Here is a 12,650-nt window from a genome sequence, read left to right on the forward strand (position 1 = left end):
ACCATTTTAGTAAGTAAGATTAAAGCCAGTGCTAGTCACTGGCTTTTTTGTGTTTTAAATTTAGTTATTTGATAGATATATTTTCCTAGTTTGGTGTTGTTCTGTCATAATAGATGGCTGTGTATTTTTATTTGTTAAGAGTGTGTATGGCGGGTCGGCGAATTAGTGATGAACAACTAGTTGAGATCATTGAAGCAGCTATTTTTGTTGCAGATAAGCCTGTTAGTAAACGCCACCTTAAAGACATCGTATTAATAGATTTAGCTATTTCTATGGCACGAATAAATGACGCAATAGATACAATACAAGAGCATTTTCAAACTCGTGGTATTCGCTTAGTTGAAGTTGGTAGTGGGTATCGGTTTCAGGCATGCAGTAGTTTAAGCCCTTGGTTAAATAACTTGTGGCAAGAACGCGCACCAAAATACTCGCGTGCTTTACTGGAAACATTATCACTTATTGCATACAGGCAGCCCATTACACGCGGCGAAATTGAGCAAGTAAGGGGTGTTACTACGGGTTCGAATATTATTAAAACCTTACTCGAAAGAGAGTGGGTTAAAGTGGTAGGGCATAAAGAGGTTCCGGGAAAGCCGGCTTTATATGCAACTACTAAGCAATTTTTAGATTATTTTTCGTTAACTGGACTTGAAAATTTACCTGCGTTGCCAACAGAGCAGCAAAGTAAAATTAACCAGTTATTGAGCGATCCTTCTGTGAGAGAACCATCCGAATGAGTATTATACAAGGTGAAAAGTTACAAAAAGTCTTAGCCCGTGCAGGCGTAGGCTCACGCCGTGAAATGGAAAAATACATTGACGCAAACCGCGTTAGTGTAAACGGTAAAGTGGCAAAGTTAGGTGACCGTGTTGAAGAAACCGATTTGATTCGTGTTGACGGACATAGTGTAAAAATCGAAGAAAAAGCAGACCGAATCTGTCGTGTGATTATGTATAACAAACCAGAAGGTGAGTTAAGCACACGTAAAGATCCTGAAGGGCGTCGTACTGTATTTGACCGACTTCCTCGTATTGATGGCGATCGCTGGATTGCGGTTGGTCGATTAGACGTTAATACATCGGGTTTAATGCTTTTTACAAACGATGGTGAACTGGCAAACCGTTTAATGCACCCAAGCTATGAAGTAGAGCGTGAATACTCTGCACGTGTATTTGGTGAAGTAACCAACGAGACGGTTAAAAACTTACTACGTGGTGTTGAGCTTGAAGATGGTCCAGCCAAATTCACGACTGTAACCCCTATGGGTGGCGAAGGCGTTAACCGTTGGTTTAACGTAACGTTAAATGAAGGGCGTAACCGTGAAGTTCGTCGTTTATGGCAGTCTCAAGATGCGGAAGTATCTCGTCTTATTCGTATTCGTTACGGTAAACTAGAGCTTGATAAGCGCGTGCCACAAGGTGGTTGGATGGAGTATGATTTAGAAACAGTAAACTACTTGCGTAAAACCGTTAAATTAGGTCGCGAAACACAAACTAAGCTTTCTGTTATGCCTGAAAAACGCAAAGATAAACGCGCCAAAATTAACCAAATTCGTAAAGCAGTTAAAAAACACAATCAGCGTGTTAAGCCGACTAAACGTAAATAATCAATTAGTTATTTATTTATTGAACACAAAAAAGCCGCTAATTGCGGCTTTTTTAATGTGCTGTTTAAATTATTTAAACTCTAAATTACTTTTTTACTTGAGCATCTAACGATTCGCCATTCACTTCACTAGAATCGTCACTCATTAGATATAAATATGTAGGCATTAAATCCTCTGGTGTAGCAAGTGCGTCTCTATCTTCACCTGGATATGCAGCAGCTCGCATTGAAGTGCGAGTAGCGCCTGGGTTAATACAGTTTACACGAATATTCGTTTTACCTACTTCACATGCCCATGTTTGCATCATACCTTCTACTGCAAATTTTGAGATGGCATAAGGCCCCCAAAATTCACGGCCTTTGCGGCCTACACCTGATGATGTAAATACTATCGATGCATTATCAGACTTACGAAGAACAGGAAAAAGTGCTTTAGTGATCATTGCTTGTGCAGTCACGTTTACTTTCATTATGTTTTCGAACGTAGATGAGCAAAAATGTTCAAGCGGACCGAGTGACCCTAAAATACCGGCATTATTAAGCAACCCATCAAGGCGCCCAAACTGATATTCGATTGTTGCAGCAAGGTCACGGTAGTTTTGTTTAGTTGCGCCTTTTAAGTCCATGGGTACAATTGCAGGTTTAGGGTAGCCAGCATTAACAATTTCATCGTAAACACATTCAAGTTTATTAGTTGTTTTTCCTAATAAGATAACTGTAGCGCCGTATTTTGCATACGTAATTGCTGCAACTCGGCCAATACCATCACCGGCGCCTGTTATTAAAATAACTTTATCTTTAAGTGCGTTTTCAGCTGCTTGATATGTGTGCATAAAAGTACCAATTCATATAATTTTTTTGATTTTAACATAGCGAAACGTGAAGTAATCGAATTTATTGTAAAATTAGGTGGCGAAAATAGAAACTTTACGTTAAGTTTAACTGGTCTAATGTCTCATTAATAACCTGATTACATTGTTTTAACTTAATACACTGATTAAACACACTATAAAAATAAAATACGTGCGGAGCCAACAATATGAAAAAAATGCTACTTTCACTCTCGGTTACAGCTGCTTTAGCAGGTTGTGGCGGTGGAGAAACGTTAACAGATGTCAAAAACGACACAGCACCAGTTATCCCAACAGCAACAGTTACATTTGATCCAGCAGCAGGTATCTTATCGGTACCTAATGATTTATTAATGAGTGGAACTCAAGACGGTACACTTAATATTCCTGGTGAATTAGATGACAACAATGTGTCTATTTCGCGCGCAGCTTATGCAAACCCTCAACTTGCACTAGGTGCACTTGATGGTTGGTCTTCGCAGGTTCCTTATAAAATCGATTTAACATTCCCACCAAATGTGAGTTTAGATGAAGCGTCTGCTGGGACCCCTGGTACAGTAAGAATTTTTGAAGTTGTAATGGGTGCAAGTTTAACTGATGCAGAATGTTCAGTTGTAGCTGCCGGTACTGCTTGTAAATTGATCGGTGAGCTTACTTTTGGTGTTGACTTTGTTACTCAAGCTTCAGGTGATGGCGTTGCAATTATTCCTTTAAAACCATTTACGGCAGGTAGCTCATACATCAATGTATTAACTACTGGTCTTAAAGATTCATTAGGGCGTTCTATTGAGCCTTCTTCTACTTATGGGCTGGTTAAACAAGAAGCGCCATTAATTACAGAAGCTCAACTTGGTTTGCAGGGTGCTGTTAACAGTTACGAAAATGTAGTTGTAAGTTCAGGAGATATCGCAAAAGAAGATATTATTTTTTCTAGTGCGATGACTATTCAATCAGCAGGCCCGGTACTCGGGACAATTAAAAAATTGCTAGCTGCAAGCTTGCAACAGCCTGCGTTACCAACTCCTGCGCTTCAAGTTCCTGAACAGCCTATGGTAAATGTACAACAAGTATTTGCTTCTCAGGGTGTAGAAGTCTCTGCTGCTTTCTCTGGTGTGCAATATCAAAAAGGTAGCATTATGTTACCGATGTATTTAGGTACGCCAACGGGTACTGATATTAGTGATTTAAGTGATACATATTGGCAAGGTATGTGTGATAACGCGGTGGCAATAATTGGTTATAAGGCCGTTGCAGGCGATGCATTTCCGACAGATCCTATTAGTGAAAATGATGGTTTATGTTCTGCATTAAGTGACGGACAATTACGTGACTTAGGACTAGACAGCACACGTCATTTGACAAAATACAACTCAATTCCAAAAGTACAAAGCATGGCAAATGTGCCAGTGCAAGTTACTAAACCTATTTTACCGATAATTAATGGTGTCCGTGCACAGTTACAATTAGATCCTATCGCAATGCCTGAAGGTGGATGGCCTGTTGTGATTATGCAGCACGGTATTACAACACAAAAAGAAAGTATGCTTGCTTTAACTGCGCAGCTTTCTATTCAAGGCTTTGCAACGGTTGCTATTGACCATCCAAGACATGGTGAGCGCGGAATAGATGTTGATGGTGATGGAACAGACGACTTTAATGCAACAACGGGTTCTGTGCTTAGTTACATGAACTTAAGTTCATTACTTGTTGCACGTGATAGCTTACGTCAATCGGCTGCTGATTTATTAGGCCTTCGTTTAGGCTTAAACTTTATTAACGATACAACTATCAATAGTAAAGACGTTACCTACATTGGGCATTCGCTAGGTTCTATTGTTGCTCCAGCATTTATTGCTCAAGCTAATACGCCAATGGCAGAAACGCTTGATCCGCTATTTAATGTAAACACGGTAGCTCTTGCAAGTGGTGGTGGCGGTATAGCAAGCTTCTTACTTGAATCTGCTGCGTTTGGTCCATTTATTCAAGGTTCAGTACTTTCACAAGCGGGTACAACAGAGGCTGATGAATTTACTGCATATTTACAAGGAGATGCAGTTTCTAACTGTGGCTCATTAATACCAGACATGGAAGCTTACTTGACATGTGGTTACAACGAATATATTGCATCACTTACCACTGCGGGTGAAACGACTAAACTTACTAACATTCAAGGTGTATTTACACAGTTTGCTTTTGCGGCGCAAACAGCGCTAGATAGTGGTGATCCAACGAACTACGCAGCCACTGTGAAAGCATTAGGTACTCCTGTTTATACTAATGTTGTTGTGGGTGATGGTGTTGATAACAAGCCTGACCAAGTGATACCACCAATGGCAGCTAATAATCCTATTTCTGGCACAATTCCATTAGCTAACTTGATGGGTCTTGAGACAGTAAGTTCTTCGCAAGCATTGAGTGAAACACCAGCAAGCTACTTAGTTAAATTTACTAAAGGGCATCATGGTTCTATATTAACACCAGCTCAAGATGCTGCACAGGCTGCAACTGTTGAAGGCAGTGCTGCCGCTAATGCAGAAATGCAGTTGCAAGTAGCTACTTACTTAGCTGCTCGCGGACGGATGTTATTAGTTTCCAACCCTGAGGTTGTGACTGATTAATAACCAGTAAAATAATTAACCTTTAAAAGCCACTGAAAAGTGGCTTTTTTTGCTTTAAAGCATGCTAAATTAGCTGAAATTTATAAATGGAGAAACCAGTTGGAATTTTTATACGAATACGGTTTGTTTTTTGCCAAAACAGTTACTTTTGTTATCGCTATAGCAGTTATTTTAATGCTAATAGTTGGCGCTGCGGTTAAGCCAAAGGCCAAAAAAGGTGAAATACAAATTGACGATATATCAGAGCAGTTAGTTGAACTTAAAGAGAGTTTTTTACAAAATACGTTGGGCAAAAAAGAGCTTAAAGCGCATCAAAAACAACTTAAATCAAAAAGTAAAAAAGCAGATAAAGATGAGCCTAAACCTCGTTTATATGTAATTGACTTTGTGGGTAGTATGGATGCTCACGAAGTAGAAAGTTTACGAGAAGAAATAACGGCCATTATCTCTATTGCCGATCCAAGTAAAGACAAAGTACTTATTCGTTTAGAAAGTGGTGGTGGAGTTGTACATGGCTATGGACTTGCTGCATCTCAGTTACAGCGTATTAAAAGTGCGGGTATTCCTCTAAGTGTTGCAATTGATAAAGTGGCAGCAAGTGGTGGTTACATGATGGCGTGTGTCGCGGACGAGATACTTGCAGCGCCTTTTGCAATAGTTGGATCTATTGGTGTGATAGCTCAAATACCTAACTTTAATAAAATATTAAAGAAAAATGATGTTGAATTTGAGCAAATAACAGCAGGTGAATTTAAACGCACACTTACTTTATTTGGTGAAAACACAGATAAGGCCCGTGAAAAATTTCGTGAAGAAATTGAACAAACACATGGTTTATTTAAAACGTTTGTAAGCACTCAACGTCCAAGCTTAGATATAAACTTAGTTGCGACAGGTGAGCATTGGTTTGCAACTCAAGCGATTGATAAAGGCTTGGTAGATGTTATAAAAACAAGTGATGATGCATTGCTAGAGCAGCAACATGAGCGCCAAATTTATAAGATTAAATACAAAGTTAAAAAAGGGTTGAGCGATAAGCTAGCTCTTGGCTTGAGTAGTGGTGTAAATAAAGTGGGAATAAACTTACTTTCTAAGTTTAAGTCGTTAAATCCTTAGATTAGAATCTTTTTCAGGATTCAGTTAAATTATTTTTACTCGAAAAAAAACCTTGATGGATTGCATCAAGGTTTTTTTATAGCTATATAAATGTAGCTTATGAGTCAATAGATTTATGATAATCTTCTAAGTCTTTAGCTGCATTAGGGTCGTTAAAGATGCTCTCATCTAGCTCACCTTCAGACTTGGCAACAACACAGGTAACCATACAATCGCCGGTTACATTAACTGCTGTACGTGTCATATCAAGTAATCTATCTACACCGATAATAATTGCAATCCCTTCTACAGGTAAGCCAACTTGGTTAAGTACCATTGCCAGCATTATTAAACCAACACCAGGTACGCCTGCTGTACCTACAGAGGCAAGTGTTGCTGTTAATATAACCATTAAATAATCAGATATTGTCAAATCGACACTAAACACTTGTGCAATGAACACGGTAGCCACACCTTGCATGATGGCAGTGCCATCCATGTTAATGGTAGCACCCAGTGGGATAGTAAATGAGGCAACCGAGTTATTAGCACCTAACTTTTTAGTAGCAGTTTCAAGTGTAATAGGCATAGTTGCGCTTGAGCTCGAGGTACTAAATGCAAATAAGCATGTGTGCTTCATTTTTGCTAAGAAAATAAGCGGGTTTAAGCCCGTTAATATTTTTAAAAGCAATGTGTAGTTTACAAAAGCATGTAATAACAGTGCAAGCACTACAACGCCAAAGTACTTCGCTAAGCTCACAATTAAGTTAAGCTCAATTGTTGTAAACAGTTTTGCCATTAAAAAGAACACGCCATAAGGGGCAATATTCATTAAAAGCGTAACTAGTTTTAAAATCACAGTGTTTAAATCTTCAAATACGGTAGCAACACGTTTTCCTGCTTTACCACTTAATGCCATTGCTACACCAAATAAAAGTGCAAACACAATAACTTGAAGCATATTGCCTTTGGCCATTGCTTCAAAAGGATTTGTAGGAAACATATCTATAATTACACGTGCAAGGGTAGGTGCTTCTTTAGCATCGTAGGTTGCATTAGATGGCAAGCTTATACCTTCACCAGGGCTAAATAATAAGGCAAGTGTAATCGCCACTGTTATAGCAATAGCTGTAGTTAATAAATATAAACCAATAGATTTACCACCTAGGCGGCCTAGTTTTTTAGGGTCGCTTAAGCTACAGGTACCACAAACAAGCGATACAAAAACAAGAGGCACAACTAACATTTTTAAGCTGGCAATGAATATTTGACCACCAACATGGAAAATACCATCAACAAAAAAGGCTTTAATTGGCAAAGAGAATAACCCAAGTGGTATTAGATAATCGTCTTCACCAGCTAATATAGCCTGAAATATAAAACCTACTGTAACCCCAAGCGCCATACCAATCATGATGCGAGTGGTTAAACTCATTGAACGGATTTTTGACATATTTCCTGATCTACATTTTATAAATTTGCCATAGACTACCAGCAAGGAAATATTTACTACAGAAAAAGTTAGTATTTATTTAAAAATATTTTGCACAAAAAAGTAATAAAAAACTGTGATTTTAGACTAAGTTATAGGTTAATATTAAGTGTAAATTAATTTTAATTATAATAACAACGCTAGGGAGAGGTTCATGCCTTTAATGCGACTGCTCGGCATTTCATTGCTAAGTTTTTTACTCACAGCCTGTGGTGGCGGTGGGTCACTTGAAAAAGACGGCTCTATTAGTGATGGTGATTCCACTACAGAGCCTGCTACATACTCGGTTTCATTAAAGGGATATTCTCAAACAGACGCAACAGAGTCAAACGCTGTTGCGGCAGATTCTCCTTTAAACCTGCGAGCAATACTCACTGATAACGATGGTGATTTTGTTGGTAGTCAGCGAATTACATTTTCTTTAACTGATACGGTTGGGGCTTTAAGCCAAACATCTGCACTTACAAATGCAGATGGAGAAGCCGAAGTTGAACTAATGGCTGGTACTGTAGAAGGTGCTGGAGAAGTAACTGCCACATATACAGTTGATGGCACAACCTACACAGATAGTTTTTCGTTTAGCTCAACAGGTGATGCAGCAAGTGATGTTGAAAACGCATACACAATTAGTGTGCAAGGCTATTCTCAAGTCGACGGTAGTGAGTCAAATGCTGTTACAGCCGATTTCCCATTAAATATACGAGCTAGACTTTCTGATGCAGATGAAAATATTATTTCAGGTGGACGTATAACATTCGCACTAGCAGACAACATTGGCTCTCTTGCTCAATCTTCGGCACTAACTCAAGCTGATGGTCTAGCTACAATTGAGTTAACCGCAGGCACTACAGAGGGAGCAGGTGAAGTAACCGCTACTTATTCTATAAACGGAGAGTCCTATTCGAGTACTTTTTCGTTCAGCTCTGCTGGTGATTCAGAACAAAATATTGAAAGCGACTTCACTATAGAGCTAAAAGGTTTATCTCAATCTGATGGTACAGAAGCAACAGCGGTAACGGCCGCTAACCCTTTAAATATTCAAGCAACACTGTTTGATGATGAAGGCTCAGTTGTTGTAGCAGAGCGTATCACGTTTGCACTTTCAGATAATATTGGTGTTTTAGATAAAACATCAGATTTAACAAACGAAATGGGTCAAGCATCAGTCATATTAACAGCTGGCACTATAGAAGGTGCTGGTATAATTACAGCCACTTATACTGTCAGTGGTGAGTCTTATGCAGAAAGCTTTTCGTTTAGTTCAGCTGGTGATGCAGCTATAAATCCAAATAATGAATACGTGATCCAATTACAAGGCTTCTCTCAAGGGGATGGGTCTGAAACTAATTCAGTTTCAGGGGATACTCCAATCGATTTAATCGCTACTCTTACTAATAATGGTAGTCAAGTATCTGGTGAGGTAATAACATTTTCTCTATCGGGTAATGTGGGTTCTTTAAATGCAAGTTCGGCACTTACACAAACTAATGGACAAGCGAAAGTAGAATTAACATCAGGAACAATTGAAGGAGCTGGTCAAGTTACAGCAAGTTTCACTCAAAATAGTATTACTTATAGTGCTACATTTTCGTTTCAATCAGATGGCAAAGAAGGAAGCCAACCAGCTTATAGTTTAACTTTGCAAGGGTATTCAAACGGAACGGAAGTTCAATCAAATACGGTTACTTCATTAGTGCCACTTGAACTAAGAGCAACGCTACTTAATGACGGTACTCCAGTTAGCTCACAAAGTGTTAACTTTTCGTTAGCTAGTAATATAGGTATTTTAAACCCTAGTTCTGGTAGTGTTTTAACCAATAGTAATGGTATAGCTACTATTGAGCTTCTAGCTGGAAATATTGAAGGTGCTTCAGAATTATCTGTAACTTACATAAATAATGGTGTTACGTACTCATCGGAAGCCTTTGACTTTGAATCTATCATTGTTGAAAAGGCTGAAATTACGGTGAGCTTATTAGCAAGTGATGGTTCGACCACTCGTAATGTAGATTTTTTAAGCCCTGCTGTTGCTCAGGCACAACTATTATTAAATGGTGAGCCAGGTGCCTATAAGTTAGTAGCATTTAATTTATCAGGCTTAGGCACTATTAATCCTTCTAATGGTACTGCACTGACCAATGAACTGGGGATTGCGAAGGTTGATTTATTAGCAGGGACAGAAGCCGGGGCCGGTTCAATTACGGCCGAATATATTGATAGCGATAACACAAGTTTTACAGCTGAAGCTTTTACATATACAACTGCAGGTGATTCTCCTGATCAAGGTGATGCCGATAATTTCACAATTGATCTAAGTTTAATATCGTCAACAACACTAATACAAACAAGTGAAATTAGTGCTAACGATAATGGCCTAGTGCAAGCTCTAGTCCTAGATTCAAATGGTGACCCAGTAGTGGGAGAAGTGGTTTCTTTTAGCTCTACTTTAGGTAGTCTTTTACCGAGTTCGGGTACGGCACTAACAAATACTAATGGTATTGCCACTCTAAATTTGACACCAGGTACAATTGAAGGAGCTGGTAATGTTACAGCACAGTACGAAGCTATTACAGAAACGGTAGGGTTTTATACTCGTGGTGATGCTATTGACCCTAATCAAAGCACTGCGGATATCAATTTTAAAATTTTGCAAAATTGTCCGGTTGATTTTAAAACAATCAGAGATGCAAATTTATGTGAAGAGATAACAAGTATCTCAGGTGATTCTTCAGCTATTTTATTTATTGAAGTGACTAATGAAAATTCAACAACACCACTTACTCAAACACTAGTTACTGCAACTACAACTATTGGTACAATTTCACCTACTACAGGTACTGCAATTACAGATTCTAGTGGTATTGCTATATTAGATATCGTACCTGGACGTGATGTAGGAGCAGGTGAAGTTACAGTATCAGTGCTAGACAGTAATTTAACGAAAGCATTTCAAATTGCGGCTGTTGACATTGATATTACTCTTACAAGTTCATTAGCAGCGAATGAGTTATTATCGGCTGGAGCTACTGCATTAATCTCTATCGAAATTACTAAAGACGGTCAACTATATACAACACCACTAAATGTTGAATTTACCTCAGGTTGTGTAGCGAGTGGTTTAGCTGTAATGGATGAGTCAGTAACCAGTATAGGTGGTTTTGCGCGCTCAACATACCGTCCTTTAACATGTGTAGGTGGTGATATAATTACTGCAACGGTTATTACCGGTGGTGATACTGTATCAGGTACTACAACAATAGATGTGTCTCCAGCAGATATTGGCTTTATACAATTTATTGAAGTTACAGAACCAGTTATTTCATTGAAAGGCACTGGTGGTGCAAATAGAAGTGAAATTTCAAATGTTAAGTTTAAGCTTATTGATTCTAACGGAAATGCATTAGCCTCTAAAACTGTTAACTTTGGCTTATCAACTTCAGTTGGTGGTATCACTATTACTCCAACTTCAGCTATCACTAATAGCGCTGGTGAAATACAAACAACAGTTCAGTCGGGAGCAGTTGCTACGCCAGTTCGTGTTATCGCATCAAGCCAAGAAGATATAAATGGCGAAGTTGTTGTTGTAACAGCACCATCTGATATTTTGGTTATTAGCACAGGTATTGCTGATCAAAATAGTTTTTCTTTGTCACGCTCTGAATTTAACCCACATGGTTTGAATGTTGATGGTACCGAGGTATCAGTAAATGCGCGTTTAGCTGATCACTTTAATAATCCAGTCCCCGATGGTACGGCCATAAGCTTTATTACTGAAGGTGGTGTTATCGAACCGAGTTGTACAACTAGCAATGGCGCTTGTAGTGTTAAATGGACGAGCAGCAATCCTCGCCCATTTACTGATTCTTTATATGAAAATTCTATTTCAGAGAAGTGTGATAGTGGGTTACCTTGTCCGCTTGGTATCTTAAACAATGATTACAGCGTAGATTTACCATTAGGTGGAAGAGCAACAGTGCTTGCTTATGCTATTGGTGAAGAAACATTCTCAGATCTCAATGGTAATGGCTATTTTGATAGTGAAGATTTTTTTGAAGATTTATTCGACATTCCTGAAGCCTTTGTGGATCATAATGAAGATGGTATTTACGGTGGTAAAGATTGTGCAGATGGTACAGCCTTACCATGTACTAAAGATGCCTCTATCGGTGATGAATTTGAGGACTTTATAGACTTTGATGGAAGTGGTACTTGGACAACAGGAAATGGTTTGTACAACGGTTTATTGTGTTTGGAGTCAGATGAAACTGCCGGTATTTGTAGCCGTAAAATGGTTAATGTATTTCAAAACCAAGAAATTGTTATGTCAGGAGATTCTGCTTTTTACAGGTTAGTTACATTTGCTGATGATTGTGCTGCAATAGCTGGAGCTACTGCGACTGAAGTGCGAGTAAATAGTGACTTAACTAGCCCTTTAGTTCGTCGAGTGCAAAATGATCCAACTAGTGCACTGATGTGTCAAGTGAGTGCTATAGATTTAACTCAAACTGCATCTGGAACAAGTAGCTTAAGTTTAATTGTATATATTGCAGATGTATATAATAACCCAATGCCTGTAGGGAGTGATGTTACAATAACTACAGATAACGGTGAGCTGACAGGAACTACTAATTATACATTTCCTAACACAACCAGTATTGTACCGATTGGAGTTTCATTCGGGATTAAGAGAGAGCCACTTACGGGCGGTAATGAGAGTTCTTCTGGTAGTTTAACTATTGCTACAGAGGCAACATCTGGTCTTGTAACTTCTATTTCTATACCGGTAGAAGATGATCTTTAACCTGTAAACTAAAAAAATGCCAACCTTTAGGTTGGCATTTTTGTTTCTGTTCTATATATTCCACATCAATTAATCTAAAAACACTAGTTTGTTTAATTTAACGACAAAAATTGTTCGTTTATTCAGTAAATACTGAAAAGTTTGTATTAAAAGCTTGTAACAACTAGTGTTTGTAGATATACCTATAA

At 38.6% G+C, this 12,650-nt stretch carries 7 protein-coding genes; 5 read left to right on the top strand and 2 right to left on the bottom strand.

The annotated features are described in order from the left end of the window. Window positions 1-146: 146 nt before the first annotated feature. Window positions 147-737, top strand: coding sequence for an SMC-Scp complex subunit ScpB (scpB, locus tag I6E72_RS01040; protein ID WP_024590449.1), 591 nt, complete (start codon window positions 147-149; stop codon window positions 735-737). Continuing rightward, a complete protein-coding gene (gene rluB, locus I6E72_RS01045) occupies window positions 734-1,606 on the top strand; it encodes a 23S rRNA pseudouridine(2605) synthase RluB (protein ID WP_007582584.1) in 873 nt (290 codons plus the stop codon). The genes scpB and rluB overlap by 4 nt, the downstream gene beginning before the upstream one ends. An 85-nt stretch (window positions 1,607-1,691) precedes the next feature. Here the strand turns inward: rluB and I6E72_RS01050 are convergent, their stop codons facing one another. Beyond that, window positions 1,692-2,438, bottom strand: a complete 747-nt coding sequence (locus tag I6E72_RS01050) for a YciK family oxidoreductase (RefSeq protein ID WP_007375386.1) — start codon at window positions 2,436-2,438, stop codon at window positions 1,692-1,694. 206 nt (window positions 2,439-2,644) lie between these two features. On the opposite strand from I6E72_RS01050, the gene I6E72_RS01055 reads away from it, so the two are divergent. Continuing rightward, on the top strand, window positions 2,645-5,074 hold the full coding sequence (locus I6E72_RS01055) for a VolA/Pla-1 family phospholipase (protein WP_197110813.1): 2,430 nt from the start codon (window positions 2,645-2,647) through the stop codon (window positions 5,072-5,074). Window positions 5,075-5,173: 99 nt separating this feature from the next. Further along, a complete protein-coding gene (gene sohB, locus I6E72_RS01060; RefSeq protein ID WP_197101952.1) occupies window positions 5,174-6,190 on the top strand; it encodes a protease SohB in 1,017 nt (338 codons plus the stop codon). 97 nt (window positions 6,191-6,287) lie between these two features. Here sohB and I6E72_RS01065 read toward each other — a convergent pair whose 3' ends face one another. Next, window positions 6,288-7,622 carry a dicarboxylate/amino acid:cation symporter gene (locus I6E72_RS01065; RefSeq protein WP_007582590.1) on the bottom strand — a complete coding sequence of 445 codons (1,335 nt, stop codon included), beginning with the start codon at window positions 7,620-7,622 and terminating at the stop codon, window positions 6,288-6,290. A gap of 193 nt (window positions 7,623-7,815) precedes the next feature. On the opposite strand from I6E72_RS01065, the gene I6E72_RS01070 reads away from it, so the two are divergent. Beyond that, window positions 7,816-12,462, top strand: coding sequence for a beta strand repeat-containing protein (locus tag I6E72_RS01070; protein ID WP_231620489.1), 4,647 nt, complete (start codon window positions 7,816-7,818; stop codon window positions 12,460-12,462). Window positions 12,463-12,650 lie beyond the last annotated feature (188 nt).

The sequence above is a fragment of the Pseudoalteromonas sp. NSLLW24 genome, assembly GCF_015864725.1.
Classification (GTDB): domain Bacteria; phylum Pseudomonadota; class Gammaproteobacteria; order Enterobacterales; family Alteromonadaceae; genus Pseudoalteromonas; species Pseudoalteromonas arctica.